The sequence below is a fragment of the Streptomyces sp. NPDC002817 genome (assembly GCF_053592055.1).
The window spans coordinates 1-26,373 of the sequence record NZ_JBSFUY010000043.1; the positions used below are offsets into that span (position 1 = coordinate 1).

The following is a 26,373-nucleotide window of genomic DNA, read 5'->3' on the forward strand; positions in this document are numbered from 1 at the left end:
CCTCCTCTGCAACGGCCAGCATGACGAGTACCCGGACGAAGACACCGTCCCCATCGGTGAGGCGTTCAGGCTCGTAAAACACATCGTCAGCACGGAATCCTGGCCTGCGGACGCGTGCTGGGTGGTCGATCGCTGAGGCTATCGCCGGGCCCAGATGGATGGCGGCGAGGTGGAGTGCAGCCTGGTAGGTGATGGCGAGCTTGTCCGTTCGCATGGCCAAACCGCACCACTGCTTGACTGGCCGTTCTCTATCCGTTCGTGGAGTCTATCGGGTTCGAACAGGGTGCTGGTTCGGGTGAGTTGGCCGATGCCGGGGCATGGAGGAAGGGCCTCTTGGTATCTCGCGGTTGTTGAGTCCAGCGAGAAGCAAGAGGCCCTGTTGTCGAAGTGTCGCGTGGTCATGGTTGCCGGGTCCAGTCCATGGGTGTGGTGGGCACTCTGACTTGAAGTCTCAGCGTCCATTGGTCACGCCTCTGTCGAGCCACACCGCGCGAGTGCCGGCCGGCGGCGGCAAACTCATCATGAGCCAGCCCGAGTTGGGGCGGCATGAGGTCACGCGAGCCCGTGCCGGTCGGCACCCTGGACGCTACGGCTGCAGACCGCGCGTCTGGGGTCGATTCAACAAGTCAGAGGTCCGGCCACCGCCCGGTCCGGCGCAACGCCCGACCGCGTACGGGCGGCAGGTCTGCATAACGTGGATGCGCGCGTACGACACCCATGCCGAGGCCGGCACGGTCAACACCCTTGGAAGGGCGCGATGTTCGACACCGAAGACGTGGGCGTGTTCCTCGGCCTGGACGTCGGCAAGAGTGCCCATCACGGCCACGGGCTCACCCCGGCCGGGAAGAAGGTCCTCGACAAGCAGCTGCCCAACAGTGAGCCGAAACTGCGGGCCGTCTTTGACAAACTGACCGCCAAGTTCGGCACCGTGCTGGTGATCGTTGACCAGCCCGCCTCCATCGGCGCCCTCCCGCTGGCCGTGGCCCGGGACGCGGGCTGCAAGGTCGCCTAGCTGCCCGGACAGGCCATGCGCCGGATCGCCGACCTCTACCCCGGCGAGGCGAAGACCGACGCGAAGGATGCCGCGGTCATCGCAGACGCCGCACGCACCCTGCCGCACACCCTGCGCTCGCTGGAACTCACCGACGAGATCACCGCCGAACTGACCGTGCTCGTGGGCTTCGACCAGGACCTCGCGGCCGAGGCCACCCGCACATCGAACCGGATACGCGGCCTGCTCACCCAGTTCCCCCCGTCACTGGAACGCGTCCTGGGCCCGCGTCTGGACCACCAGGCCGTCACCTGGCTGCTGGAGCGCTACGGTTCGCCGGCCGCGCTGCGCAAGGCCGGCCGCCGCAGGCTCGTCGAGCTCCTCCGGCCCAAGGCCGCGCGCATGGCCGCCCGGCTGATCGACGACGTCTTCGACGCGTTGGACGAGCAGACCGTCGTGGTCCCGGGGACCGGCACCCTCGACATCGTCGTGCCCTCCCTGGCCCGCTCGCTCGCCGCCGTCCATGACCAGCGCCGGGCCCTGGAAGCCCAGATCAACGCCCTGCTGGAGGCCCACCCTTTCCCCGGTCCTGACGTCGATGCCCGGCGTCGGTGTCAGGACCGCCGCCGTCCTGCTGGTCACCGTCGGCGACGGCACCGGCTTCCCCTCCGCCGCCCGCCTCGCCTCCTACGCCGGCCTCGCCCCGACCACGAAGTCGTCGGGGACCTCGATCCACGGCGAACACGCACCCCGAGGCGGCAACCGGCAGCTCAAACGCGCCATGTTCCTGTCCGCCTTCGCCTGCATGAACGCCGATCCCGCCTCCCGCACCTACTACGAGCGCCAGCGAGCCCGGGGAAAGACCCACACTCAAGCCCTCCTCCGCCTTGCCCGCCAGCGCGTCAGCGTCCTGTTCGCGATGCTCCGCGACGGCACCTTCTACGAACCCCGCGTCCCCCAGGCGACGGCTGCATGAACCAGCCCACACAACGGCTGACGCAGATCAACACCTAGGGCCGCCTGCCCATGCCGAGATATCTGCGGCCCCCCGACGGACCGCTTCTTCCGGGTCCCGGGCGAGCTTCCCGCAGGCCGCTGCGACGTCCTGCGCACCGCCCGGTCCCACGAGCGCGTCATGCACCCCGGTCTGCAGCCAGTCGGCCTGGTTGTCGTCAGCCTCGGCAACCGCGAGAGCGATAAGCCTCATGGCGGTCACCGTCCCCACCCGGGTCAAAGCCTCTGCCGTCTGCCGGGTCACCGCCGTGTCCTCGACGTCCAGCAGCAGTCCCACCAACGCTTCCGCAGCCTCAGAAACATCAGCGAAGGAAGCAAGGTCACGCCCGGAACGAACACGCCGCGTCCACGAAGGAGACGACGCCTCAGCCAAGACCGCCTCCAACCCACTCGTCATCTCTGGCACGACCAGACAGTCTCACGCCCCACAAAGACGATCAAACCCCGGGCAGAGGCCGCCCACACGCTTGACGAAGAACATAGAGACACCCATTACCTTCGTTGTAGCGCCCGGTTCGGGCTCGTGGCCCTCGGGGCCGGTATGACTCGTTGCCCCTGTCCTTGATGATCCGGGGGGTGCTGTCGCCGGTCCTGGCGGCACCGGGTGGTCGCTGATGGAAGCGTGTCCGCCGACAGGCAGGGCTGCGTAATGTGGCTGCCGATCTCCGGTGCCGGTCGGGCCACCGGCGGTGACTCCGGGGAGGGAAAGCCCGGTGACCAGCAACGACTTCACGTCGATCGATGTGTTCTGCGCCTTGGATGTGGGCAAGTCCGCCCATCACGGCACGGCCCTGTTGGCCGACGGCCGTACGGTCTTCGACAAGCCGCTGCCCAACGGCGAGCCCCAGCTGCGGGAGCTGTTCGTACGCCTGGGACGGCGGGGGAATGTCCTGGTCGTGGTCGACCAGCCTGCGTCCGTGGGGACCTTGGCGGTGGCCGTGGCCCGCGCCAGCGGATGCGAGGTGGCCTACCTGCCCGGCCTGTCCATGCGCCGCCTGGCCGACTGCCATCCCGGCACCGGCAAGACCGACGCCCGCGACGCCTATGTCATCGCCGATGCCGCCCGCATCATGCCCCACCTGCTGCACTCCATCGACCCCGCCGAGGGCGTGCGGGCCGAACTGACCATGGTTCTGGGCTATGACGACGACCTCGCCCAGGACGCCACCCGCACCTCCAACCGGCTGCGCGGCCTGCTCACCTCGATCCATCCGGCCCTGGAACGCGTCCTGGGACCGCGGCTGCGTCACCCGGCGGTCCTGGCCGTGCTGCAGACGTTCGGCTCCCCGGCGGCACTGGCTCAGGCCGGCACCGAGGAACTCATCGAGGTCATGACCGACGCCGCCCCACGGATGCGGACCCCGCGGGAGCTGGCCGGACGGATCCATGCCGCCCTGGCCGAGCAGACCGTCCAGGTCCCCGGCACCGGCTCGGCCGGCGAGATCATCTCCGGTCTGGCCGAGTCTCTCACCGTGCTCCTCAAGCGCCGCGAGATCCTGGAGACCCGCATGACGGCCCTGCTGCAGGCCCACCCTCTCGCGAAGGTCCTGACCTCCATGCCCGGGGTCGCGGTCAGGACCGGCGCCCGCATCCTGGCCGAGATCGGCGACGCCAGCGCATTCCCCACCGCTGCCCACCTGGCCTCCTACGCGGGACTGACCCCCACCACACGTCGATCCGGGACCTCCATCCGCGGCGAAGGACCGCCCCGCGGCGGAAACAAGACCCTCAAACGGGCCCTGTTCCTGGCCTCGTTCGCCTCGCTGAGCAGTCCCGAATCACGGGCCTACTACGACAAGAAACGGGCGGAAAACAAGCGCCACAACGCCGCCCTCATCTGCCTCACCCGCCGCCGCATCGACGTCCTGCACGCCATGCTCAAACACCGCACCCCCTACCAACCCGGGCACCAGCAAGCAGCCTGACCAAGCCAGCAGACCTTGACCGAACAGATAGAAGCCCCCCCCCGGGCAGCGCCCTGCCGGCAGAGCGGACGCCGACGAGCCGGTCGCAGGTCAGCCGTTGCTCTGTGCCGGAAGCGCTGCGCGTACTGGAACACGCCGGGGTCCTGGGCATCCGCACCGGCAGCGGCACGTACGTGGCCACAGAAGGGGTTCGAGCGTCATGTTCCGGCGCGCCCAGGCCGCCGCCCTCGGCGAACACAGCCCGCTCGATGTGACCGTGGCACGTGCGGCGATCGAGCCGGTCTGCGCGGAGCAGGCTGCGCTGTCCCACCACCCCACCGACCTCGCCGCCCTTGAGGCTGATTTCGCGGAAGAGGCACGGGCGACACCGGCGGACGAGGGCATGCCGGAGCCCGACCTGTCCTTCCACCTTGCCTGTCGCCGCGTCCCGCAACAGCGTGCTGCTGGCACTGGAGAGGTCGCTCATCAGTACCGCTCTCGCAGCCGCAAGCACGCCGCGACGGAATGTCTGGAGCACCACCGCCGACTGGTGTCGCAGGCCACGGCGCGACGCCCGACGAGCCCACCATGTGATGGCGATCCACCTGAGCGCCGTGGAGACGGCGCTGGTCGCGGGAGCGGCACCGGGCGGTGCCGCTCCCGCGATTCAGGCGCGTTCCAGGACGATCAGGTAGATCGCGTTGGGCGCGAGATCGACGGTGGCGGTGTACGTCCTGCCAGGCCTGACAATCTTCTTGTCGACCAACTGAAGACCAGCCTTGGCCGGGTCGGAGAAGTAGTTGCTGGTGTTCTGGTCGATCCGGTACATGAGCTGGCGGACCGGACGGTTCCTGAGCTCGGACGGCATCCGGGACATGTCGATGGTGGCCCGATAGCTGCGGTCGCCCACATGCTGCCAGTTCCAAAGCATCAGCGACGCACCGGTACGGTCCTTCGACGCCATCGCATAGACGCCGTTGTCCCCTTCGAGCGCGTCCGACTCGGCGGCAACCCTGGTGTCCTTCATCCGGGATTGCATCAGCATCATGTTGCCGTAGGGAGTGAAGGTGTCGTTGACCGGCCCGTTCGGGGTTCGGGTCACGAGCTGGTCCTTGCGCTCCTCGACCCGGTGCCGGACGCACCAGTTGAACATGTAGGTATCCGGCTGGTTCGCGAAGTAGTAGTTGTAGGTGGCCATACCGGCCGCCTGCCGGATGTAGTCCTTCTTGGGGTCGGTGTCGTCGTAGGCCGGACCCGGGTAGACGCCCGTCTCGGTGACATAGCTCGGGATGTGCCCGCGGATGCGGCGCTCCTCAAGCCAGCCGCGTAGGGCATCCCGCTGGGACGCCACCACCCTCAGGTCGCCGTTGTACAGCGTCGGCGTCTGATAGTTGTCGTCCCATTGGAGGTACGCGTGATAGGAGAGGAAGTCCAGGCGCTTGCGCGGGTCCCGGTCGGCGGCGTAGTCGTCGAGGAAGGGCCTCATCCACTTCGGGTCCATCCACATCAGCGCCGGTCCGCCGAGCTTGATCCGGTCTGCGCGCCGCACGCCCTTGTTGACCTTGTCGACGGCCTCGTAGTAGGGCTCGTAGAAGCGGTACAGGTCACCCGGTTGCAGCGTCGTCCTGTCCGCCGAGGTACCCGCCTTGCGCTGCTGGCCGTGGAACTGCCAGTCCGGCTCGTTGAAGGCCTCCACGTACTTGACACGGGGGTACTTCGCCTTGACGCTCCGCACGATCAGTTCGAGCATCGGCTCGAGGTCGTCGAAGGGCCGCTTCCCTTCGACGAAGTCCGTCGGGTTGAGGTTGATCAGCACCGAGTCGGAGACCGTGCTCGCCGCGGTGAGGTAGGCGCCCAGCTTGGACAGGTCGCACCTCTGTGTCTTCAGGTCACACAGGTTGAACACGTCGAGGCTGTCCGCCGCGTTCGGGCTGCTGAGCCAGATCCGGTAGATGTCGCCGTGCAGGCCCTGCCGGTTCAGGAACTTCGTGTCGGCGGCGCGCTGGTCGGGCCACGCCGTGACGTTGCCGAAGTTGTTCAGCCGTTCCGGGTGCGGCATTCGGCCCTCGCGTGAGCCGAAGTCGACCGAGACCTCGGCCGGGGAGGGAGAGGTGGAGGGTTCGGCCGCCTGAGCCGCGATGGACTGAACGGACGTCACGGCCAGCAGCGAGGCGGCCGCTCCGGCCAGCAACCCCCGCCGGGTGGGAAGTCTCGTACTCATGCGCACGGGGAAAACCTCGCTTCCATGAAGCAACGACGGCCTGTTGTCGCGGATGTGGGGGGACCGACGGGCGGTTTCAGCATAGGGAGACTCACGCTCACAGAGAACCCCTGATGCCATAGAGGAGAAGGTTATTCTTTGTCAGCGAGAAGACGGGCGCGGGCGTTGGGGTGCCTGCCACTGCCCAACTCGGGCCTCTCGGTACGGCAGATGTCACGCGCCTTGGGACAGCGGGTGCGGTGAGGGCAGCCCTCCGCCGTCCCAAGTGGGCCCGACGCCTCGTCCTCGGAAGGCTGCTTCGGGGAGGACGTCGTCGGCGAGGTCCACGGCCGTGGCACGACCGGGCGAAGCGCTCAGCAGTGCCTGGGTGAAGCGGGTGTCCGTATAGCTCCTCGGTCGTCCCGGTCGCCACCACACGCCCCATGTACCATCACGGCCACCCGGTCGGCGACGAGCCGGACCAGGTTGCGGTCAGCCCGAGGTCGGCGTGCGGCTTCATCAGGACGTGGGCTACCTGTGCCTGGAGGGACACGTCGAGGGCCGACACCGGCTCGAGGTGTGGCGAGGCCGGTTGCCGTCTCGTGCTGGCCATCACGAAGGGCTTGGGTTTCGCGTGGAAGCCTGCCTGGTGGACTCCGCTGGTCACCGAAACGAGGAGCGGGAGATCAATGAGGGCCTCGAGTGCCGAGGCTCGATAGCCAGGAAGAACTGGCGGCGGCGCAAGCCATTTGGATTCGCGGCGTACTTCTCCAGCTTCTTCTGATGGACCTCAGATACTGCGGCCAGCCGCCGCGAAACTGCACACCGCCGCTTGAAGCAGGTCAACGACGACCAAAGCTGAGGAACCCACCATGACGAGACTTCCCGCCAAACGCGGCCGCGTCGCCGTGATCGGTGCCGGACCCGGTGGCATGGCCGCCGCACTGTCCGTCCATCAGGCTGGCCACGACGTCGTACTGTTCGAGCGCTACCCGCAGGCCAGACCCGCCGGCAACATCCTCAACCTGTGGCCACCCCCCATCAAGGCACTCGGGCTGTTCGGAGTGAACACCGAGGACCTGGGTGCGCCCTGCACGTCCGAGTTCCGCAACGCCCGCGGCCGCCGCCGGGTCCGCGCGACCCTTCCGGAACAGGTTGTCCGCGACTACGGCGGCGGCTTCGTCGGCCTGCTGCGCCCCGAGTTGTACGAGCGGCTGCTCGACGCGCTCCCCAAGGGAGTCCTGCGGGTCAACCACACAGTGGAGAGCGTCGAGCAGGACGAGAGCGGTGTTCGACTGCACCTCGCGGACGGACGAGTCCACGAGGCGGACCTCATGATCGGCGCGGACGGCATCGATTCCCTGGTCCGCCGCACCCTGTGGGGCGACAGCCCCAAGCGCGAGCACAACCTGCACATCTTCGGCGGCTACACCTTCGACGACAGCGTCGAGACCGAGCACGGGATGTGGGTCCTCTCCCACACCCGCACGGTGCAGGGCAGTTGGACCTCCATCCGCGACAAGGGACGTGACGGCCACCAGTGGTGGGTACTCGAAGCCTTCGACGCAAGCCGGGAATTCACCGGTGACCTGCACTCGACCGCGACCGGCCTCGGTCAGGGCTTCGCCCACCCGTTCCCTCAGCTGATCGCCGCGACCGACCCCGCACACGTTCAGCGCTGGGTGATCCGCGACCGCAAGCCGCTGAAGCAGTGGTCCAAGGGCCGCGCCACCCTTGTCGGCGACGCCGCTCATCCCACCTCCCCGTACGCCGGGTACGGCGCCGGTATGGCCACCGAGGACGGCTATTTCATCGGCCGCCACCTGGCAGGGGTGGACCTGAGCGACTACGGCGCCGTCCGCCAGGCACTCGACGCCTTCGAGGCCCCCCGCAAGCCGCACACCGCCCGGCAGTCCCAGCACGCCTACGCCCTCGGGCAGGTCTTCCATCACGCGCCGCGCGCTCTGCAGCCGATCCGGGACGCGATCCTGGACCGCACCCCGCTGATGCAGAAGGTGGTCGGTGACTCCACCCCCGTATCGATCCTCACTCAGCTCGGTCAGATCGACCGGGCCGAAGCCCGCTTCAGGGCGCTTCTCGGTCTCGGCCGCGGCGAGGCGCATGACACCGACACCGCTTCCTGAACCACGTGGCAGGTCAGCGTAGCGCCGGGATCCGCTCGGAGGTGGCCGAGCGGACCCCGGGGCAAGTTGGCGGCGGCAAACCCCGGGTCAGCCACACGGTGGGCGCATCGCGGTGGCTCCAGGAGGACGGGGGCCCTGGTGAAACTACTCCGTCAGCGTGTCCATCGCGCGGTCGAGCAGTACGGCCAGGGGCACGGCGCCCTCGCAGGCCACCCAGCCCGTCGCGGCCGCATCCAGACAGGCGAGCGCGGCCCCGGAAAGCGAGTTCGGCCCGACCTCCTCCGGCTGGTCGGCGCTGACGCCCAGCCGCCGGGCGATCTCCGGCTCCAGCATCGCCTGCCAGCTCAGCTGCTTCTCGAAGTGCCGGGCGCGCAGTGACGGAGTCTCCTGGAGCATGCGCAGGTAGGCGAGTGTCTGCTCGGGCGCCTGCTCGTTCGCCTGCGTGAGGACGTCGAACGCCCTGCGCAGCGCCTCCCAGGGACGCTCGGTGTCGGGGCGGGCGGCGAACGCCTCCGCGATCTGAAGGCCGGTCTCCTCCAAACCCTGCAGGACCATGTCTTCTTTGGTACCGAAGTACCGGAACAGGCTGGCACGCGACAGCCCGACCTCACCGGCGATCTGGTCGACAGTAGTCCCGTCGAACCCTTGCTCGATGAAGAGCCGGAGCGCGACCTCGACGACTTCCTTCCGGACCGTCGCACGCATACGCTCCCGCAGGCCGGGCGGCTTGGTCTCGGACTGGGCGGAGGCGCGGGCAGAATCGGTCATGAGTAAAGAATACAACAGCGGCTCAATCTGATACTGAGCATCAGAAGCACGGGATCCCGGCAGCTGCACTGCAGTTTGCGCAGGAGACGTCAGCTTCAGGGTGGCCATGGCCTGTTCGCCGACGGCCCGGATGCGCGCTCGGGCGACATTGAGGGCCTGCGGACCGACGTAGAGGTCGCGGTGTTTACCGCGGAAGGGCACGCGCCCAGTCCTTCCTCGCGGACGGCAGCGCTTACGCCGGGGCCAACGGCGACGCTGGCACTGCACCACCCAGTCCGGCGCGCTGTTCTTCACCGAGCGCAGGACGCTGCGGGCGAGACTGATCTCCCCGCACGCCTGGGTGTTGACGTTCGAGACGCAGATGACCAACGTCTCCGGAACGGACGTCTCCATGGGGTCCCCGACCACCAAGGGACGGGAGAACGCCGGCTACGGCGGCCTGTTCTGGCGTGGCCCCCGGTCGTTCACCGGCGGACAGTTCGTGACCGAGGAAGGCCTCGGCGGCGACGAGGTCCGCGGGCGGCGCATGGAGTGGATGGGCTTCGCAGGCCGCCATGACGAGACGGACATGCAGTCGCTGGTGCTCATGGTCGACAACGCGGCCAACCCGAGTCACCCGCCGCAGTGGTTCGCCCGGACCAAGGAGTTCGCCTGCCTCAACCCGGCACCGTTCTTCAGCGAGGAGGTGACCGTCGAGGACGGCGCGACCGTGCGGTTCCGCTACGGGGTCGGGATCGCCGATGCCGACGCGGACGCGGCTCCCGCACTCGCCGACGAGGTACGACGGGTGCTCACACGGTCGGACACGCCGTCCGCACGTGCCGCGGAATCCACGGAATCCTCTTCAGGACGCTTCGCGACGGAGTGATAGGACCCCGCTCACTGTGCTGCCCCGGCGGCGTGCACTCCCCGCTCACCAGGGAGTGCACGCCTTCCTCGCGACCCCGGCTGACATCGCAACGGCCCGGCGCCTCTCGACGAACCGTGAGACGGCGGGCGTCCCGACGCTGCTCCGTTCCTGCTCTGCCGGAACCGGACAAGGTGGCCGTGGATGAGTTCGCGCAGCGGCCGTCTCGGCGGGCCGGCTGCGCGGCCGTTGTGACCCGCTCGCGTCAGCGGCGACCTGCGCGGGAGGCACAGGGGTCCCTTCGGATACCACCATCGTCGTCTTCTCCTGGGGCGGGCTGCCGTCCGACTCTCGGCCGGGCGGCAGGAGGTGGGGTGGGGCCGCCGACGACGCGCGGGGCTTTCGGTGCCTGCTCGTCCCGCCGACGTCGTTGATAGTGACAACAGCCGCACCGATGCGGAATGGTCGAACTGGTATGCCACCGATCCACAGGACGCATGGCGAGCCACCGATGTCCACCTATTGAGCCGCCTACCGGACCCCAGCCAGCGGACCAGCTCCAAACCTCGGTCCACGTGCGCGTGAGGCGCCGACCCGGTTGCGGCGGCGCTTCGGTGAGGATCTGCGCCCGCGTCGACCGCGCCTACGAGCTCACGTCGTTCGCCGCCACTCTGCTGGTCCGGCTGTGGACGCGGTCAACGTCAAGGCTCTGATCCGGCCCGACGACGCGAGCACCCTGCCGCGGGAGGCCGTCCGCGACTGTCCCGGCGAGCCCTCGGTCCAGGTCCACTGAGTCCGCGTGGTGGCAGAGTCCGACGACAGCGTGGACAACGAGTTGCCGACCGCCGACCTGGCCCCTCGTCACCACCTACAGGGGGCACGCCCCGCTCCCCTACGCGCCCCTGCGCGAGATACACCCGATTCAGCCGCTTGATGACGATGGCGGCGCGGCGCCTCCAGGATCGTGAACACCGGGTGGAGTTGAACCGGCCACGCCGGGTTTCGGGCCCCGGGCAGGTGGGAGTGCCGGAGTTGTTCACGGCGGTCCGATGCTGCGTCAGCACGACGCGGCCCTCCAGCTCGGCGGCCCGCCGATCTGCGCTGCGTGAAGTCGACGGCGCCGCCCGAGGTTGACACGTCGCGCCACCGGGCCGTGGCCGCGCCGGCCACCGACGCGAGCGTGCCACCCCCGGTTCCTCGTGTTCGACGTGGGCCGCTCTGCCCGGCTCGCCGTACCGCTGGTGCACGCGGGGCGGCCGCATCCGCGTGGCACGCCCGCCGGTGCCCTGCCTGTCGAAGTGTGGCGCCGAGCCGTCGGAAATTAGGTGGTCCCCGCCCGTCGGCGCGTTTCCAGACTCTCCGCCACCATGAAAAGTGCTGCTACGCCGCCGAGCGCACGCGCAGTCCTCGCTGGAGGCCGTCCAGCCCGCCTGCGAGCATCGCCTGGCTGAGTACCGTGCCGGGGAGCCCTGCGGAGCCATGGAACGCCCCCGGGTAGAGGTGGAGCTCCGTGGTGACTCCCGCCTGTACCAACCGCTGCGCGTAGCTCATTCACTCGTCCCGCAGGGGATCGAACTCGCACACTCGCCGCGGCGCGCGCCGTCCGGTGGGGCCTCTGTGGCACTGCGCTCTCACCTGCCTCTGCTAGGTGGCTCTCCGCCGTCCTCGCCACTCTTACCGTCCTCGACACTTCCGATCCCACGACTCGACTTGATACTCAGTATCAGTCCGATATACAGTCTTCTCATAAGACTTCAGCTCGAAGAGAAGAGCTTTCCCATGAGCAAGATCTGGTTCATCACTGGCTCGTCGCGTGGCTTCGGCCGTCAGTTCGCCCAGGCGGCCCTGGAGCGTGGCGACAAGGTCGCGGCCACCGCCCGCAACACCGACTCCCTGGCGGATCTGGTGGCCGCCCACGGTGAGGCGGTCCTGCCGCTGAAGCTGGACGTCACCGACAAGCCCGCCGCGTTCGAGGCCGTCCAGCGGGCGCACGAGCACTTCGGCCGCCTGGACGTGATCGTCAACAACGCCGGGCACGGACTGTTCGGCGCGGTCGAGGAGCTGACGGAACAGCAGGTCCGCGGTCAGATGGAGACCAACTTCTACGGCGCCCTGTGGGTCACCCAGGCCGCCCTGCCCCTCCTGCGCGCCCAGAACAGCGGCCACATCGTGCAGATCTCCACTGTCGGTGGCGTCACCTCCTTCCCCAACCTGGGCGGCTACAACGCCTCCAAGTGGGCCCTGGAAGGCCTGACCGAGGCCCTCGCCCAGGAGGTCGCCAGCTTCGGCATCAAGGTCACCCTCGTCGAGCCCGGCGGTTTCGAAACCGACTGGGCAGGCTCCTCCGCCACCTTTGCCACACAGCTGCCGGCCTACGACGACCTGCGCACCGCCGTCGCCGCCGCCTGGAGTGACGTCGAGTCCGGCGACCCCGCCGCAACCGGCCCCGCCCTGCTGAAGATCGTCGACGCCGACAACCCGCCCCTGCGCATCTTCTTCGGCACCGCCCCCCTCCACCTCGTCCCCCAGGTCTACGCCGAGCGCCTGAAGACCTGGCAGGAATGGGCCGACATCTCCACCCAAGCGCAGGGCAACGCCGCGTAACCCGTGCGACGGCCGCGCCGGTCACGCCCGCTGACCGCTCCCATGGCCATGGGAGCGGTCAGCGGGCGTGTGCACTTCCCCAGCGAGCAGCCGCACGCTCGCAGGTCGAGCTTTTGCGAAGTAGCCACCTGTCCTCCGGCTTGGCAGCTCTCAACCGATGGGCAGGCAAGGGACGGACGGGTTACCTCAGGGCAGCGGCTTCAGGTTCCCGTCACTGATCTGCCGTCGCAGGACAAACTTCTGGATCTTTCCCATGGCGTTGGCAGGAATGGCGTCGGCCAGGTACCAGTGGCGTGGTGTCTTGTACGGGGCCAGAGCCGTGTGCAGGTGGTCGTGGTGTCCGGCAGCGGTGGGCGGGTCGGCCGGATCGGTGGCGTTGATCACGGCGGCGACCTGCTCGCCCCACGCCGGGTCGGAGAGGTCGAGCACGGCGGCCTGCCGCACCTTGGGGTGGGTGCTGAGCGCCGCCTCGACCTCGGCGGGGTAGAGGTTCTCCCCGCCTCGGATGATCATGTCCTTCAGGCGGCCGGTGACGGTGACGTAGCGGCGCTCGTCCATCACGCCCAGGTCGCCGGTGTGCAGCCATCCGTCGCGGTCGACGGTCTGCGCGGTGGCCTCGGGGAAGTCGTGGTAGCCGAGCATGACCTGGTATCCACGGGCGCAGATCTCACCCGGAAGCGCGCCGAAGCGGCGCTCGGTCTCCTCAACGAGTTCTGGAGGCACCCGGTCACCGCCGGACAGGACGGCGGAGCAGGCGCTGAGATCATAGGAGTCGAACGAGGGGTGGTTCAGCAGGGCGGAGAGCATCGCCGGGACTCCGGCGAAGAAGCTGACCCGCCACTTCTGCAGCGCCTCCAGAACCAGGGCGGGCTGGAAGACCTGGACGAGCACGAGGGTGCCGTTGGCGGTGGCCACTCCGAGCACCGTCAGGTCGCAGCCGGTGGTGTGGAACAGTGGCAGCGCGCTGCCCCAGACGCCGTTCCGGGTGAATCCGGCGCGGGCGGCCACGAAGGCGGCGTTGCTCGAGCGCCAGGCCGCCGCCCGACTTCCCGCCGACGTCGACCAGCAGTGGATCTCGCTCGCCGAGCATCTGCTCCCCCGACTTCGACGACCCGCGGCACGGCGCGGGGCACCCCACACGGCCCATGGAGGGCAACCACACGCTGCTTCTCGAGGCCACCCTCGCCGCGACCCATATCGTGAGCACCTCCGCTGTGCACGCGTACGCGCTGGCCTCCCACACCAAGCACTACCTGGACCACTGGACGTCCTGGATGTACATCCAGGATCCCGACTTCCGGGCCGCCACGGCCGGACGCACCGTGTGGGGCGTCACCACCGTCAGGATCGTGCAGCTCGCGGATGACCGGGTACTCATGATCCGCAACGAATTCGACAGAGTCTTCCGGAGCGCCGAGCACACTCGGCCATACCTCAGGGCCCCGCGGCGGCAACACTCGGCGACGAACCCACGCACACCACCGGCTGCGGCAACGCACTCGCCGTCCGGATGCGCCCTCGGGCGCGTTCAGTTGACCATGGTCAGCAGCGTCGTACGTCCCTCGTCAGGACGCCCTGTTCCGTGGCGAGCGTGTGGTCGTAGCACACCCCCGCTCCGCTGAGCCGGTACCGCTCGCTCGTCGTCGCCACGGCATGCCGGTCCTCTCGGGCCACGCCCAGCGTGAACGTCGCGTCTCCGGCGTACTTGTCGTCGCTGAGGATGCCGTCCGTGCGGGCATGGTCGTCGATGGACATGATCACGCGGAGCCCGTTGTCCGTGTCGATCGTGGAGCGGCCGTCCAGTGTGTACGTGCGGTCGGTGCGCGAGGTGTGGCCGTTCACGGTGACCTTCTGGGCATCGGTCCAGCGGCCGGTCTGGTTGTCGGTGGTCTCGTCCGGGGTCCAGTGGTGGGTGATCGCCGTGGTCAGGGACCGGTCGACCGTGGTGGTGACCCGGCCGTGGGAGGTGTCGAGGTAGCCGGAGACCTTGAGGCTGTGCGTGCCCTCCGTCACCAGGCTGCGCAGGGATCCGTCCTCGTAGGTGTTCGTCACCTTCGGCGCGCCCGTCACCACCGCCTTGTGGGTGTCCTGCCACACCAGAATGTTCGTCGGGGCACTCCAGCCGGTCTGTCCGCTGGGCACCGGACTGGGGTTCCACCCCATCAGCTCGACCAACGGCGCGCAACGGACCGGCTGCAACCACTGACGTCGGCGCCTTGTCCTCATCGTCATGACAGCCAATCGAAGGCCCCGACCCGCCCCGGACGACCGGGAGTTGCGGCTATGGGCGGTCGGCCGGGCACTAGCCCTCGCCTTCGCCACCGCCGTCCTCGTCGCGGGCGGCATCTTCTACGGCCTGGTGCAACTGCTGGACGTGAAGGAGATCGACAGCACCGCCAAACTCGACGCGAACACGCTCTTCGACCTGGTGAAGCTCTCCTTCGGCGTAGTCGCCGGCGCCGGGGCACTCGTCGCCCTGGTCGTCGCCTACCGCCGCCAGCGCGTCGACGAGGCCGGCGCCCACCGCGAAGCCACCCGGCTCCACACCGAACGCTTCTCCCAAGCCGTCGACAAACTCGGCTCCGACTCCCCCGCCGTCCGGCTCGGAGGCGTCCACGCCCTGGCTGGCCTCGCCGACGACGCCCCCGACACCAGCCTGCGCCAGACCTGCATCGATGTCCTGTGCGCCTACCTCCAGCTCCCCTTCACCCCCGACCCCGGCAACGACCCTGCCCACCAGGAGGAACACCACCACTACCTGGCCCTGCGCAAAGTCCGGCACACGATCCTGCGCCTCATCGGCGACCACTACCGACGCCCCCAGAGCACCCACCGCTCCTGGCAAGGCTGCGATCTCGACCTCACCGGCGTCACCATCGACGGCGATATGGACTTCAGCGGCGCAGTGTTCTCCGGCGGCAACGTGTCCTTCGACAGCGCGGTGTTCTCTGGCGGCACCGTGTCCTTCGACAGCGCGACCTTCTCTGATGGCGCCGTGCACTTTGAGAGCGCAACGTTCTCGGGCAGCAGCGTGCACTTCCGAGGCGCGACGTTCGCCGACGGCATCGTATTCTTCCGCGACGCTACGTTCGCCGACGGCAGCATGCACTTCGACGGCGCGACGTTCTCCGGCAGCGACGTGTCCTTCGAGAGCGCGACGTTCGCCGGCGGCATCGTGACCTTCTACGACGCAACTTTTGCCGACGGCATCGTCTTCTTCCGCGGCGCTACGTTCGCCGGCGGCACTGTGTCCTTCGGAGGCGCGAGGTTCTCCGGCAGCGACGTGCCCTTCCGAGGCGCGACGTTCACCGACGGCAACGTGTCCTTCGAGAGCGCGACCTTCACCAACGGCACCGTGTCCTTCAACAGCACGACGTTCGGCGGCAGCACCGTGTCCTTCAACAGCGCGTGGTTCTCCGGCAGCGACGTGCCCTTCCGAAGCGCGACGTTCACCGATGGCAACGTGTCCTTCAACAGCACGACGTTCGCCAACGGCACCGTGTCCTTCGACAGCGCGACCTTCACCGACGGCACCGTGTCCTTCGAGGGCGCGACGGGTCCAACTCCCAATGGGCTATTTGCTGCCCTCGGCTCTCCTAATCCCCTGTGGGTCGCCCTTCCCTCTGCTTGGCGGCCCTCGAACCCACAGCACTGAGAGGGGTCGACGACCGCGTCAGCCAGCGAGGACGGCGTCCAACTGGACGGGATCTTGGTGCGCACCGTCGGTGGGGCGGGAGCAACTCCCCTCCGTGGAGAGGGCACCGTTTTCGCAGCGCACCGTGTCGGCAATTTCCGTGCCGGGTGCGGAGCTACCGCAGCGCGGAACGCGCCGATGCCGTCCGCTGGGCAAGCCTCGGGCAGGCGGCTTGCCCACATCGGCCGCACCCGGGCAAGCCTGCCACCAGCCGTGGTCGGGACAGCTGACGACGTGGGTATGACCCGGTCGGGGGCGACCACGGCCGACGCGGTCAGCTCGTCGGCTGTACCTGCTGCGGAAGCGGCCACCCCTTACGCGAGCTGCCCGTGACATGCGGGTGCTCTGGACGATGTCGCGCGCGTGAGTCAGGCACTGCGTGAGCGGCGTGCTGCCGTCTTCTTCGTGGCCTTCTTCGCTGCCGTCTTCTTGGCCGGCTGCTTCTTCGCGGTCTTCCTGGCTGGCATGTCGTGGACGTCGGCGTCCTCGCCGCGGGAGGCCCTGGCCTGCTGGACGGACTCGGTCAGGGCGGCCATGAGATCGAGGACCTTGCCCGGCTGTTCCGGCTCCGGGACGTCGGGCAGGGGCTTCTCCTCCCGCTTCGCTTCGATGATCTTCGCCAGGGCGTCGGTGTAGGAATCGGTGAACTCGGGGCCCTCGAGGTCCTCGTGGGTCATGCGGTCGATGAGCGCCAGCGCCCCCTCGATCTCCTCCTGCGACACCGCCTCGTCGGGCGGGTCGACGGCGCCGGGATCGCGGACCTCGTCCGGCCAGTGCATCGCATGCAGCACCAGCACATCGTCCCGGACGCGGATCAGTCCGAGGCGCTCCCTCCCGGACCAGGCGTACTTCGCGACGGCCACCTTCGACGACCGGCCCAGAGCCTGCACCAGGAGCTTGTAAGGCTTCGCCGCGACCTGCCCGTCCGGGGCCAGGTAGTAGCCCTCGCCGATCCGGATCGGGTCAACCGTGTCGAGGGGCACGAACCCGGCGATCTCGATCGCCTTCGCCGTGGGGAGCAGGAGAGATTGCAGGTCCTCGTCGGTGACCGGCACGACCTGGTCCTTGGCGTACTCGTAGCCCTTCCCGATCTCCGCCTGGGCCACCTCGCGGTCCTCCAGCTCACACACCTTCCGCACCCGCACCCGCCCCATGTCCTCAAGGTGGTACTGGTGGAACTGGATGGAGTGATTCTCGGTAGCCCCCACCACGTGGATAGGCACCGTCACCAGGCCAAACGAGATGGCACCGCTCCAAATAGTCCGGGGCATGGCAGACCTCCGCAGTACGCCCCGAGCCCTCTCAGTGTGGGATCTCAAGTTCGGCTGCACAACCTCACCGCCCGCTTCATATCGGCTGCACTCTCCGTCTTCCTTGACGAACTCGCCCACCACGCACGGCACATCGAACTGGCCGGCGAGCCCCGCCGCAGAACCTCCCACTCTGTCCGGGGTCATGTCTCCCTGCCCGTCTCACTCTCCGCGCGCGGATCATGGGTGAGCTATCCTCCGCGCATGCGCGGACAGTTCACCGGCTGGCCGGAGCAGGCCATGGACGTGTTGTGGCAGCTCCAGGGCGAACCGACCCACGCGACCCGCGAGCGCTACCGCGCAGACCGCGAACGCCTGGTCCGGCAGCCGATGATCGCCCTGCTCAACGAGGTCGCGGACACCGACCCCCGGTACGAGGACTTCTCCGTCTGGCACTACCGCACCGACTCTTGGTGGTGGCAGCACCAGGGCGCGGTGATCCGGCTCGGCCGCAAGATCGAGATCGGTCTCCGGTTCTCCCTGGACGGCCTGCGGATCCAGGGCGCCTGGTGGTACCCCGATCCCGGCCAGGTGGACACATTCCGCAAAGCCGTGGCCTCCGAGAGGAGCGGCCGCGAACTGTCCGCCATCGTCGAGGACGTACTGCAGAAGGGCTACGACATCTCCGGGGACGTGATGAAGCGCCCCCCGCGCGGCTATCCGACGGACCACTCCCGTACGCACCTACTGCGCCACCGTTCACTGATCGCCGCCCGTCCCCTCGGCTGCGAGCAGTGGCTGCACACCCCCGAGGCGGTCGACCGAGTCCTCTCGGCCGCCGCAGACCTGGACGCCCTGCTGATGTGGCTGGTCCGCCACGTGAAGCGTGCCACCTGACATCACGAGGGCGCCACGCGGAGCGGGAGGAACCACACCCGCGCCGCCGGCCCTCGTACTCTGGCGGTGATGCGCACGTTCAGCGCCGACCGGTCGTCCGCCAGGCCGTCGGTGGACGGGCCGTCCAGGCCGGTGAAGCCGTCCAGCCCCCGGGCGTCGCCGAGGACCATGCCGCACCGGTCGACCGGCAGGTCTCCGAGCTGCAGGGGTTCGCCGGCATCGAGGCCGGGCCAGGGCAGGCCGAGGTCGACCTCCAGGACGGCGATCGTCGGGCCCCCGTCGAAGGGTGAGGCTGATGTCCGGGCCCGGACCTGCAGGGGCCGGTCGGCGGCTGCTGCTACGGCGATCGCCTCGCACATCCAAGCGGATGGCTCGGTGTCCTCAGGTCCGTGCAGGTGGCCGCCGCCGGCAGCTATTGCGGTCCGGGCACGCTCGGACAGTGGTCCTCCGACCTGCGGCCAGTAGTCGATCCAGCCCGCCATCCCCAGCACGAGCCTCCCGGAGGGCGCGGTGACGGTGCCAAGGTCCACACCGGTCTCAGTCATCTGCGGATTCAACAGGCTCGGAACCGAAAGGATCAAGGTGTCGTCCGCGTCCGACGTTCGCGTGGAGCTGTCATGTGGGGCGCGCGCGACCGCCCGCAGTACATCTCCGAATCCAGCCATAGCGGACTACACAGGGGTGTTGGGCTGAAGGTCGAAGAACAGAACCTTGGGGTCGATATAGGGATTGCCAGTGGTCAGCTCGGACTGAGTGCACAGGTCCCGAGATGAGCCGGTCGCATATGGACTCGCGGGTGTCGTGTGCTTCGGGCCGGAGGACGCCGTGATCACTGAGGAGAGTCTGGCGGCCGGCCACCGTGCCCGTGACAGTCAATACCCAGTGGTAGGAGCCATGGTTGGTCACCTCGGTCACCTGCCGAACTGTGAGTTTTTCGACGGAACCAAGGAGGGAGCGGGCCGCGTCGTGGACCTCCGCGTCGTACCGGATCTTGCGCATGAGCACCACCATCGGATGGTTGCCTTCGGCGGCAGGCCCTATCGGCGCGTCACTCGACATGAGCCCCTCCCCTCAACATCGCTGGTAGCCAACCTGGTGGAGGAATCCATCCGAGGGTGACGGTGGGGACGGCTCGGTAGCATGAACACCCCGACGCTCTGTCGGACACGGCGCAGTCCCCTTTGGGTCTCCGTCTCCCCCGCAGTGCACCACGAGGTTTTCTTGGACACGCTCTCATTCGCTCACCTCCCCGCCTTCGAGCAGGACAGGATCAGTGGCTTCCTAGCGGTGCTCGCCCAACCCTGGCTCGCGTCCGGCGAGTGGCCGGTGTGTGGTCACGTCCAGCACGCCTACGACATCAGGGGGGACGACGCCGACAGGGTGTTCCAGTCGCTGCCGCGCGTCGGAGTGGCCGGACCGTTCGGAGCCGGGTACGGCTACACCACCGGCATGCGCCCACCCATCGGAGAGGGCGACAGAGTGCGGGTGACCGTGGCCGGCGGACTCGTCCTCCCTGAGATGCGGGCGGCGGTCGGCGAGCCCTTCCTCCGCGTGCTCCACCACATGATCAAGCTGCACACCGAAAAGCCCGCCTCAGCCAACGAGGTCACCTACGCCCAGCTGCGGTCCGGTGAGCTGAGGCAGGCCATGCCGCACCTCGCGCCTCGGTTTGTCGAGGTGCTGCCCGACCTGCTCTCGTACGAGCCCGGGATCGCCAACGGCGGCAGCGCCCGGAAGGGCGACGGCAGCTGGGAGTGGAACATCACGCGCAGCGTGCTCGAGTACCGCAACGTGAAGACCCTGGAGGAGTACGTCGAGAAGACGTGCGAGATCGTCACCGCGGCGGCCGCCGAGTTCACCCCCTCCGCCGTCAGCGCAGCTGCGCCCATCGTCGCTCCCGAGCGGGGCCCATACGTCGACCTGGCCCTCCTGAACGAGCTGGAGAAGGCTGCCCAGTCGACCACGTGGAACCTGAGCCGGCTCATCGCCCTGTGCAGAGAGCTGAACCACAACTACACCGCCGACATGCCGCACGCGGCCGCCGCCATGATCCGGACGATCCTGGACCACATCCCGCCCGTCTTCAATGGGCACAAAGACTTCAAGGTCGTGGCAGCCCAGCATCCGTTCGGAAAGACCGACAAAGCACACGCACAGGAGCTCGTTCGCTTCAAGGCCATCGCCGACGACGCGCTGCACCGGCAGATCGGCAAGAGCAACTCCACCCTCACCATGGACGATCTGCCCGCGCCTATCCGGGTCCGTGCGGTGCTGCGGGAGCTGCTGACACTGCTGTGACGAAGCGCGCGGACCGGGGCGGCTCGCTCCTGTGTAGGACCTGACACAGACAGCGCCGGGCCCGGTTCGACTCCTCGATTCCCGACGCCTTGAGCCTGCGGATAGATCTCAACGATTCTGACGTGCTAAGCCTGACTCGAAGGTCCTACGACTGGTAGTGGTCCCGCCAAGCGCGGCATAGTGCGTTGAACTCCTCCTGGCGTTCGGCAAGGAGGTCCTGGGGCCGTTGCAGGTGGCAGTCGAGGATGTGTACGCCGTCCGGGAAGGGTTCGAAGCCGATCCGCTCCCATACCCGGCTCAGTTTGGCGGCGGCTTCACGATGCTGTTCTTCGGTCCTCTCGCGGCCGTCGGCAAATCCGGGCTGGCACGCCACCGCGACACGGTCCCGCGAGAGGCGCCGGATCGAGGAAGCAACGAAAGGTCGGATATGCCTCAAGGCTCCGTCTAAGCTGCTCACTTGAGTGTCAACGCGGCATGGGGGTGGGGACGATGCAGGTGAGGTTCCGGTTCGCTGGTGACTCGGCCGAGGAGCAAGCCCGGTCTCTGCACGACTGGTTGCTTCTGGATCGGGATATACGCCGTGCCGGGGTCCTGGAGATGGCCTCGTCGTCGGCCTCGGTCGCCGGTCAGCAGGGAACGACGATCTTCGACCTGGTCTCCCTGGTTCTCGGCAATGGAATCAGCGCCGCTTCACTGGGCGTGTCGGTCGCCTCATGGCGGGCTACCCGCCCCCAACAGCCCACCATCATCGTCGAGCGGGCCGACGGCAGCAAGGTCACGATCAGCGGGACGTCGTCTGATGAGGCCCGGCATCTGCTGGAGCAGTTGCTCAGCGAGCAGCGGTAGGTACGGGCGTGAGCAGGTTGCCCGTGCCCGAGAGGTCTCGAGCATTGTTCATCGGCGTGGACAAGTTCCAGAGCCTGGACGACTTGCCTGCGGTGAGACGAAATCTGTCGACCCTCGTTGACCTCTTCGCCCAGGACGTATGGGGACTGGGAGCTTCACGCTGCATGCAGTTGCTCAATCCAGCTTCCGTGCGAGAGGTGGACGAGGCAATCTTCCGTGCTGCGGAGGAAGCGTCGGACACGCTGCTGCTGTACTACGCCGGACACGGTCTGCTCGATCGCAAAGGGTGCCTGCACTTGGCGCTGCCCGACAGCAGCACGCGATCCGTCCACTCGACGGCCTTCCCCTATGACTGGGTACGCATGGGGCTGTCGGCCAGTAGGGCGCAGCGGTGCATCGTCATCCTCGACTGCTGTTTCAGTGCGCGCGCCATGGGGCTGCAGTCATCGCCTTCGACCGTGGTGGAGCTGGCGGAGGCCGAGGGAACGTACGTCATAGCGGCCGCCGCTGAGAACGCCGTTGCCCTGGCACCGCCGGGTGAGACGTATACGGCATTCACCGGCGCCCTGGTGGGGGTTCTGACCGACGGCATAGCCGAAGCCCCCGAGTTCCTCGATCTGGACACTGTTTTCATGGGTTTGCAGTCCGTTCTCAGGCGTCAAGGGCGGCCGGATCCGCAGTGTCTGGGACGCAATCAGATCGGGCGGACCGTGTTCGTCAAGAACCCTGCCCACGTGCCGGACCAGGGCCATAGCTTCGAGGGGGCAATTCGCGAGCTGCACATCGCACGCACCACGCAGGCCGTCGAGATGGCGGGCCCGCACGACAGCGCGCCCTGGCTCTTCGCGCGCTGCTGGATGCGGGTCACCCGCTACGAGACGATCACCAAGGACCCCACGGACATCGACGCGGCCCTCAACGACTTCGACGACCTGCCGGCGGACCTGCCCGGCCGGGCCAAACTGGCCGCTGTGCTGGCCACCGCCCTCATCAGGTCGGGTGAGCTCGTGGGATCCGCACGCATGCCCCGCGCGATGGTGCTGGTGGACATCGCCGACGCGGACCCGTCGCCCCTGGCGGGCTGGCCCGCCACCTCCGCCGCGCTGCGGGCCGCGGACCTGCTCGTGGCCTGGCAGCAGAACCGGCCCGGGTTCAGTCCGCCCGCCGCGCTGCAGGAACTGGAGCGGTACGCACGCATCGTCGGCGACACCCAGCCCCACGCCACCCTGATCGACGCGGCACGGATGGGACTGCAGCACCTGGTCATCCAGGACGACATGGATCCGGCGGCAGCCCAGCGACTGGCCGAAGACGTCCGCGCATTCACGGACGGCCTGGATTCCCGGCCACCGTTGTTCGACCGCGGCAAGGTGATGGCACTGCTGCAGGAGGCGAACGCCAAGGCCATGCGCGGTGACCCCGCGGGAGCCATGGAGAAGCTGGAGGAACTGCGCGAGGGCGCCCTCCGGCTGCCCGTGGGCGATCCGCTGCGGATGGCGGTGGACGAGGCGTGGAACCAGCTCGTGCCGTTCCTGGACATGCTCCAGCCCGTGGCCCCGGCGGGCGAGGACCAGCTGCTCATGTTCAGTGAGATGGCTGCCCAGCCCGGAATCGCGGACAACGAACGTGCCCTCCGCCTGTCCCAGCTCGGCGCCGCCGAACTGGCCACGGACACCCCGCAGTCGGTGGACAGCGCGGTGAAACACCTCACCGAGGCGCTGTCCGTCGCCACCGAACACGACCCGCGACGCACGTACTACCTGATGTTCGCCGGGGTCGCGCACCTGCGCCGGGTCGAGATGACGGGTGACAGGCGCGACCTCAGGACCGGCACGGACCTGCTCGAACAGGCCTGGCGGCAGGCCGAGTCCAGCACCCATGCGCTGTGGACCACGACCGCCATGCCGCTGGCCCACGCCTACCGGCTCGCCGGCCGCAACGAGCTGGGCCGCTCGACGGCACTGAGCGGACTGCGCGGGCACGCGTGGAGCGTGCTGCTGCAGTCGACGCCCGACGAGATGCAGGCCACCGCACGCGACGCGGCCGGCGACGCGCTGGACACGGCGCGACTGTGCCTCATGGACCATGATCCGGAAGGCGCCGCCACCGCCCTGGACGCGGGCCGCGGTCTGATCCTCTACGCCACCACCGAGACCCGGGGCCTCGAGGCACGGCTCACCGCCGCGGGCGATGCGACCCTGGCCCGGGAATGGGCCGAGGCACAGCGGAGCCACCTGCCGGACGACGTGCCGGGCGAGCTGCGGCGCCGGGTCATCGGCGCGTTGGCGGGTGTCGAGCTGACGGCCGACGGTTCACCGGCGGCCAGTCCGGGCCAGGGCACGACCAGGCTGCTTGATCCGCCGCAGACGCGCGAGACGAGTGCGGCCCTGCGTGCGCTCGGCATGGACGCGCTGGTCTACCTGGTACCGGGCGACGAGCGCAACGGTGCCGCCGTGGTCATCCCGGCAGACGCACCCCCGAGCTGGTGCCTGCTGCCGAAGCTGAACGACACCGGCTTCGCGGCGTTCGGCTCCTTCCTCTTCGACGCGGCCCAGGGCATGGAGGGCGCGGACGCACATACCTGCGACAGTGCCCTGCTCGGCGCGCGGAACAGGGCCCCGCAGGTGCTCGACGAGATCTGCGAGTGGGCGTGGGAGGCGGCCATCGGACCGCTCGTCGAGCGCCACCTCGACCTGCCCGCGGACCGCCCCGCACGACTGGTGCTGGTGCCCGTACGGGAACTGGCCCGCGTGCCCTGGCACGCGGCCCGCACCAGGTCGGCGGACGGGACGTGGCGCTACGCCATGGAGCGCGTCGTGTTCTCCTACGCGCCGTCCGCCCGCCTGTTGTGCGAGTCGGCCTGGCACGACCCGGTACCCCTCACCACGAAGGGACTGGTGGTCGGTGACCCCGACACCGCGGGACGGGCGCGGGACCTGCCCGCCGCGCGTCTGGAAGCGCTGGCGATCAAGGACTGCTTCTATCCGGACGCGCGATACGTCGGCAGGCTGCCCGACGGAGAGCCGAGCCAGGAAGGAGCGGGCACCTGCGACGAGGTGCTGCGCTGGCTCGCCGATCCCGACGGCGGGACCATGATGCACCTGGCCTGCCACGGAATCGTCGAGCAGATCACTTCGGCACGGGACAGCTCCTATCTGCTGCTCGACGGCGGGGAACACCTCGCGGCAGAGCGGCTGGTGCTGACCCTGGGCGCCGGCCCCGACCGCGGTATCGCACTCGCCGTTCTGGCCGCGTGCAGCAGCGGCCGTTCCGGACGCGGCTACGACGAGGCGTTCAGCCTGAGCACCACCCTGCTGGTCGGCCGGGTCCGATCGGTGGTCAGCTCCGCGTGGAGCGTGCCGGACGAGGCGACCTCGGTGCTGATGTTCATGTTCCACCACTTCCTCAAGGAGGAGGCTCTGGCACCCGCCGACGCCCTGCGCACGGCACAGCTGTGCATGGTCAGACGCCGGGAACCGCCAGGCGCTATGCCGCACAACCTGCGTCGCTATCTACACCGCCACGGCGAAGGGATCACATCCTGGGCGGCATTCATGCACACCGGACGCTGAACAGGAGCACGCACCATGGGCCTTCCCCCGTGAAGGTGGGCACGCGGTTATTGATCACGCGGCGAGCGTGAGTTTAGCGGTGTGGTGTCGGTGTTCGTATTCGTTGGGGCTGAGGTGGCCGTTGGCGGAGTGCCGGCGGCGGGTGTTGTAGCGGGTCAGCCAGGCGAAGATGGTCCTGCGGCAGGTGGCGGCGTCACCATAGTCGTGGGCGCCCTGGAGAGTCTCGCGTTTCAGGGACGCGTGGAAGCTTTCGCAGGCCGCGTTGTCGGCGCTGGTGCCGACCGCGCCCATCGACCGGCTGACCCCGAGCTGGTTGCAGAGGCCGGCGAAGGCCCGGGATTCGTACTGGGCTCCGTGGTCGGAGTGGAACACGGCGTCGTCCAGGCTGCCGCGGGTCGAGGCTGCCATCCGCAGTGCGTCGGCGACCAAACCGGTGCGCATGTGGTCGGCGATGGACCAGCCGACGACCTTGCGGCTGAAGCAGTCCAGCACGGTCGCCAGGTAGAGGAACTCCCCGTTCTCCAGAGGGAGATAGGTGATGTCGCCCATGTATTTCAGGCCGGGTTCGGTGGCGGTGAAGTCTCGCTGGAACAGGTCCGGGACCGGTTGGGCTGCCGGGTCCGGGATGGTGGTGCGGACGCGTCTGCGCAGGCGGATGCCGGTGATGGAGAACGTCCGCATGATCCGGGCGACCCGTTTCTCGTTGACCCGCCGCCCCTTCTCGTGGAGCTCGGCGGTCACGCGCGGGGAGCCGTAGGTGCCGCCGGACTCGCCGTGGACCTGACGGATCTCCTCGGCCAGGACCCGGTCCTGGTGCCGGCGGGCGGCCCGGGCCTGGGCGCCGGCGAGCCACTTGTAGTAGCTGGACCGGTTCACGTCCAGGACCTGGCAGAGCCGCTTCACCTCGTAGGTGGCCCGGTGGTCGTCAACGAACTGGAAGCGGCTGATCACCAGTTCGTCTCTCCGGCGAAGTACTTGGCCGCCTTGCGGAGGATGTCCCGCTCGGTGGAGAGCTTGCGCTCACTCGCTTCCAGCTCGGCCACCCTCGCCTCCAGCTGTCGGACCCGCTCGTCCGGATCAGCGGACGGCACCGCCTCCCGAGGTTGGGCGGCCGGCTTCGCAGCGGCGGCAGTGACGCCACGGCGGTCGCGGTCCCGCAGCACCCACTCACGCAGGGTCGCCCGGTTGATGCCCAGGTCAGCAGCGATGCTCTTGTAGGTCGCCCCGGGTGTGGACTCGTACAGGGCCACGGCATCGGCCTTGAACTCGTCCGAGTAGTCCTTCATCGCCATCGGCGGTCTTCTCGCTTCCTCCGGATCAAGCAGATCCAGTATCAGCGTGTCC

General features: G+C 68.5%; 21 protein-coding genes and 3 pseudogenes. 11 read left to right on the forward strand and 13 right to left on the reverse strand.

What is annotated here, in order from left to right; genetic code table 11:
* Window positions 1-214: hypothetical protein (locus tag ACWD3I_RS43480; protein ID WP_451084355.1), on the reverse strand; the 214-nt coding region annotated here is incomplete at its 3' end.
* Between the two features lie 543 nt (window positions 215-757).
* Between ACWD3I_RS43480 and ACWD3I_RS43485 the strand changes: the two are divergent.
* A pseudogene (locus ACWD3I_RS43485) lies at window positions 758-1,967 on the forward strand (IS110 family transposase).
* 27 nt (window positions 1,968-1,994) lie between these two features.
* Here ACWD3I_RS43485 and ACWD3I_RS43490 read toward each other — a convergent pair.
* Entirely contained in the window at window positions 1,995-2,282 is a 288-nt protein-coding gene (locus tag ACWD3I_RS43490; protein WP_365406820.1) for a hypothetical protein, read from the reverse strand.
* Window positions 2,283-2,718: 436 nt separating this feature from the next.
* On the opposite strand from ACWD3I_RS43490, the gene ACWD3I_RS43495 reads away from it, so the two are divergent.
* Together ACWD3I_RS43495 and ACWD3I_RS43500 are read left to right on the forward strand one after the other, a co-directional pair.
* The gene (locus tag ACWD3I_RS43495) at window positions 2,719-3,930 is read left to right on the forward strand and encodes an IS110 family transposase (RefSeq protein WP_451084356.1); all 1,212 of its coding nucleotides are present in this window, start codon (window positions 2,719-2,721) and stop codon (window positions 3,928-3,930) included.
* The gene (locus tag ACWD3I_RS43500) at window positions 3,927-4,184 is read left to right on the forward strand and encodes a GntR family transcriptional regulator (protein WP_365413506.1); all 258 of its coding nucleotides are present in this window, start codon (window positions 3,927-3,929) and stop codon (window positions 4,182-4,184) included. Before ACWD3I_RS43495 ends, ACWD3I_RS43500 begins: the two co-directional genes overlap by 4 nt.
* A 392-nt stretch (window positions 4,185-4,576) precedes the next feature.
* On the opposite strand, the gene ACWD3I_RS43505 is transcribed toward ACWD3I_RS43500, so the two are convergent.
* On the reverse strand, window positions 4,577-6,130 hold the full coding sequence (locus tag ACWD3I_RS43505; protein WP_365413494.1) for a hypothetical protein: 1,554 nt from the start codon (window positions 6,128-6,130) through the stop codon (window positions 4,577-4,579).
* Between the two features lie 430 nt (window positions 6,131-6,560).
* Entirely contained in the window at window positions 6,561-6,722 is a 162-nt protein-coding gene (locus tag ACWD3I_RS43510) for a hypothetical protein (protein ID WP_365413496.1), read from the reverse strand.
* A 259-nt stretch (window positions 6,723-6,981) separates the two neighbouring features.
* On the opposite strand from ACWD3I_RS43510, the gene ACWD3I_RS43515 reads away from it, so the two are divergent.
* A complete protein-coding gene (locus ACWD3I_RS43515; RefSeq protein WP_365413498.1) occupies window positions 6,982-8,253 on the forward strand; it encodes an FAD-dependent oxidoreductase in 1,272 nt (423 codons plus the stop codon).
* Between the two features lie 144 nt (window positions 8,254-8,397).
* Here ACWD3I_RS43515 and ACWD3I_RS43520 read toward each other — a convergent pair whose 3' ends face one another.
* Entirely contained in the window at window positions 8,398-9,021 is a 624-nt protein-coding gene (locus ACWD3I_RS43520) for a TetR family transcriptional regulator (protein WP_365413500.1), read from the reverse strand.
* A gap of 241 nt (window positions 9,022-9,262) precedes the next feature.
* Between ACWD3I_RS43520 and ACWD3I_RS43525 the strand changes: the two are divergent.
* Window positions 9,263-9,889, forward strand: a pseudogene (locus tag ACWD3I_RS43525) (DUF6807 family protein); the annotation flags it as partial.
* A 1,359-nt stretch (window positions 9,890-11,248) separates the two neighbouring features.
* On the opposite strand, the gene ACWD3I_RS43530 reads toward ACWD3I_RS43525, so the two are convergent.
* A complete protein-coding gene (locus ACWD3I_RS43530) occupies window positions 11,249-11,419 on the reverse strand; it encodes an alpha/beta hydrolase family protein (protein WP_365413502.1) in 171 nt (56 codons plus the stop codon).
* 228 nt (window positions 11,420-11,647) lie between these two features.
* Here ACWD3I_RS43530 and ACWD3I_RS43535 point away from each other — a divergent pair, with 228 nt between their 5' ends.
* Window positions 11,648-12,472 carry an SDR family oxidoreductase gene (locus ACWD3I_RS43535; RefSeq protein ID WP_365413504.1) on the forward strand — a complete coding sequence of 275 codons (825 nt, stop codon included), beginning with the start codon at window positions 11,648-11,650 and terminating at the stop codon, window positions 12,470-12,472.
* A gap of 186 nt (window positions 12,473-12,658) precedes the next feature.
* Here ACWD3I_RS43535 and ACWD3I_RS43540 read toward each other — a convergent pair whose 3' ends face one another.
* The 3 genes and pseudogenes from ACWD3I_RS43540 to ACWD3I_RS43550 form a co-directional block, all read right to left on the reverse strand.
* Window positions 12,659-13,480 (reverse strand): class I adenylate-forming enzyme family protein, encoded by an 822-nt coding sequence (locus ACWD3I_RS43540; protein WP_365411446.1) that lies wholly within the window; start codon window positions 13,478-13,480, stop codon window positions 12,659-12,661.
* A 241-nt stretch (window positions 13,481-13,721) separates the two neighbouring features.
* The gene (locus ACWD3I_RS43545; protein WP_256726563.1) at window positions 13,722-13,850 is read right to left on the reverse strand and encodes a hypothetical protein; all 129 of its coding nucleotides are present in this window, start codon (window positions 13,848-13,850) and stop codon (window positions 13,722-13,724) included.
* 164 nt (window positions 13,851-14,014) lie between these two features.
* Window positions 14,015-14,485: pseudogene (locus ACWD3I_RS43550) on the reverse strand (peptide-N4-asparagine amidase); the annotation flags it as partial.
* A gap of 217 nt (window positions 14,486-14,702) precedes the next feature.
* Here ACWD3I_RS43550 and ACWD3I_RS43555 point away from each other — a divergent pair.
* Complete coding sequence (locus ACWD3I_RS43555) at window positions 14,703-16,127, forward strand: pentapeptide repeat-containing protein (protein WP_365411452.1); 1,425 nt, start codon at window positions 14,703-14,705, stop codon at window positions 16,125-16,127.
* Between the two features lie 407 nt (window positions 16,128-16,534).
* Here ACWD3I_RS43555 and ku read toward each other — a convergent pair whose 3' ends face one another.
* Window positions 16,535-17,437 carry a non-homologous end joining protein Ku gene (gene ku, locus ACWD3I_RS43560; RefSeq protein ID WP_365411455.1) on the reverse strand — a complete coding sequence of 301 codons (903 nt, stop codon included), beginning with the start codon at window positions 17,435-17,437 and terminating at the stop codon, window positions 16,535-16,537.
* Window positions 17,438-17,680: 243 nt separating this feature from the next.
* Between ku and ACWD3I_RS43565 the strand changes: the two genes are divergently transcribed.
* Entirely contained in the window at window positions 17,681-18,313 is a 633-nt protein-coding gene (locus ACWD3I_RS43565) for a DUF2461 family protein (RefSeq protein WP_365411458.1), read from the forward strand.
* Window positions 18,314-18,315: 2 nt separating this feature from the next.
* On the opposite strand, the gene ACWD3I_RS43570 is transcribed toward ACWD3I_RS43565, so the two are convergent.
* A complete protein-coding gene (locus tag ACWD3I_RS43570; protein WP_365411461.1) occupies window positions 18,316-18,858 on the reverse strand; it encodes a hypothetical protein in 543 nt (180 codons plus the stop codon).
* Window positions 18,859-19,534: 676 nt separating this feature from the next.
* On the opposite strand from ACWD3I_RS43570, the gene ACWD3I_RS43575 reads away from it, so the two are divergent.
* Window positions 19,535-20,611 (forward strand): hypothetical protein, encoded by a 1,077-nt coding sequence (locus ACWD3I_RS43575; protein WP_365411464.1) that lies wholly within the window; start codon window positions 19,535-19,537, stop codon window positions 20,609-20,611.
* 145 nt (window positions 20,612-20,756) lie between these two features.
* Here the strand turns inward: ACWD3I_RS43575 and ACWD3I_RS43580 are convergent, their stop codons facing one another.
* On the reverse strand, window positions 20,757-20,984 hold the full coding sequence (locus ACWD3I_RS43580) for a hypothetical protein (RefSeq protein ID WP_365411468.1): 228 nt from the start codon (window positions 20,982-20,984) through the stop codon (window positions 20,757-20,759).
* A gap of 116 nt (window positions 20,985-21,100) precedes the next feature.
* Here ACWD3I_RS43580 and ACWD3I_RS43585 point away from each other — a divergent pair, with 116 nt between their 5' ends.
* The gene (locus ACWD3I_RS43585; RefSeq protein WP_365411471.1) at window positions 21,101-21,457 is read left to right on the forward strand and encodes an effector-associated constant component EACC1; all 357 of its coding nucleotides are present in this window, start codon (window positions 21,101-21,103) and stop codon (window positions 21,455-21,457) included.
* 23 nt (window positions 21,458-21,480) lie between these two features.
* Window positions 21,481-25,029: a caspase, EACC1-associated type gene (locus ACWD3I_RS43590; RefSeq protein WP_365411474.1), complete on the forward strand. Its 3,549-nt coding sequence runs from the start codon at window positions 21,481-21,483 to the stop codon at window positions 25,027-25,029.
* 54 nt (window positions 25,030-25,083) lie between these two features.
* On the opposite strand, the gene ACWD3I_RS43595 is transcribed toward ACWD3I_RS43590, so the two are convergent.
* Window positions 25,084-26,321 (reverse strand): IS3 family transposase gene (locus ACWD3I_RS43595; protein ID WP_365411477.1). Its coding sequence is split into 2 segments (ribosomal slippage): window positions 25,084-25,995 and window positions 25,998-26,321, totalling 1,236 coding nucleotides; the frame shifts between segments, so codons are not numbered across the junction.
* Window positions 26,322-26,373 lie beyond the last annotated feature (52 nt).

Coding starts and splice junctions, on each gene's coding strand:
- ACWD3I_RS43520 (WP_365413500.1), bottom strand. CDS start 9,021: ATGACCGATTCTGCCCGCGCCTCCGCCCAGTCCGAGACCAAGCCGCCC.
- ACWD3I_RS43565 (WP_365411458.1), top strand. CDS start 17,681: ATGCGCGGACAGTTCACCGGCTGGCCGGAGCAGGCCATGGACGTGTTG.
- ACWD3I_RS43530 (WP_365413502.1), bottom strand. CDS start 11,419: ATGAGCTACGCGCAGCGGTTGGTACAGGCGGGAGTCACCACGGAGCTC.
- ACWD3I_RS43505 (WP_365413494.1), bottom strand. CDS start 6,130: ATGAGTACGAGACTTCCCACCCGGCGGGGGTTGCTGGCCGGAGCGGCC.
- ACWD3I_RS43585 (WP_365411471.1), top strand. CDS start 21,101: ATGCAGGTGAGGTTCCGGTTCGCTGGTGACTCGGCCGAGGAGCAAGCC.
- ACWD3I_RS43545 (WP_256726563.1), bottom strand. CDS start 13,850: ATGAGTACCCGGTCATCCGCGAGCTGCACGATCCTGACGGTGGTGACG.
- ACWD3I_RS43510 (WP_365413496.1), bottom strand. CDS start 6,722: ATGGCCAGCACGAGACGGCAACCGGCCTCGCCACACCTCGAGCCGGTG.
- ku (WP_365411455.1), bottom strand. CDS start 17,437: ATGCCCCGGACTATTTGGAGCGGTGCCATCTCGTTTGGCCTGGTGACG.
- ACWD3I_RS43535 (WP_365413504.1), top strand. CDS start 11,648: ATGAGCAAGATCTGGTTCATCACTGGCTCGTCGCGTGGCTTCGGCCGT.
- ACWD3I_RS43555 (WP_365411452.1), top strand. CDS start 14,703: ATGACAGCCAATCGAAGGCCCCGACCCGCCCCGGACGACCGGGAGTTG.
- ACWD3I_RS43570 (WP_365411461.1), bottom strand. CDS start 18,858: ATGACTGAGACCGGTGTGGACCTTGGCACCGTCACCGCGCCCTCCGGG.
- ACWD3I_RS43515 (WP_365413498.1), top strand. CDS start 6,982: ATGACGAGACTTCCCGCCAAACGCGGCCGCGTCGCCGTGATCGGTGCC.